This window comes from Mesorhizobium sp. PL10 (assembly GCF_053714315.1).
In genome coordinates this window covers 1-300 of sequence record NZ_JBSKBR010000231.1, presented here as the reverse complement: position 1 = coordinate 300, position 300 = coordinate 1, and the positions used below count along the sequence as shown (strand labels likewise).

Sequence of the window (300 nt, the reverse complement as noted above, 5' to 3'; positions counted from 1 at the left end):
CGCCTTCGACGTCTTCCGAGATGATGAGCAGCGGCTTGGAGGTCTGCACGACGGCTTCGAGGACCGGCAGCATGGCCTGCAGGTTGGACAGCTTCTTCTCGTGCAGGAGGATGTAGACGTCCTCGAGCTCTGCAACCATCTTGTCGGCGTTGGTCACGAAGTAGGGCGAGAGATAGCCGCGGTCGAACTGCATGCCTTCGACGACTTCGAGTTCGGTCTCGGCGGTCTTGGCTTCCTCGACCGTGATGACGCCTTCGTTGCCGACCTTCTGCATCGCTTCGGCGATCATGGCGCCGACCG

1 pseudogene is annotated in these 300 nt (G+C 61.3%); it reads right to left on the bottom strand.

Going from position 1 to position 300, the window contains the following annotated elements:
* Positions 1–300, bottom strand: a pseudogene (gene groEL, locus ACWGTO_RS33985) (chaperonin GroEL); the annotation flags it as partial.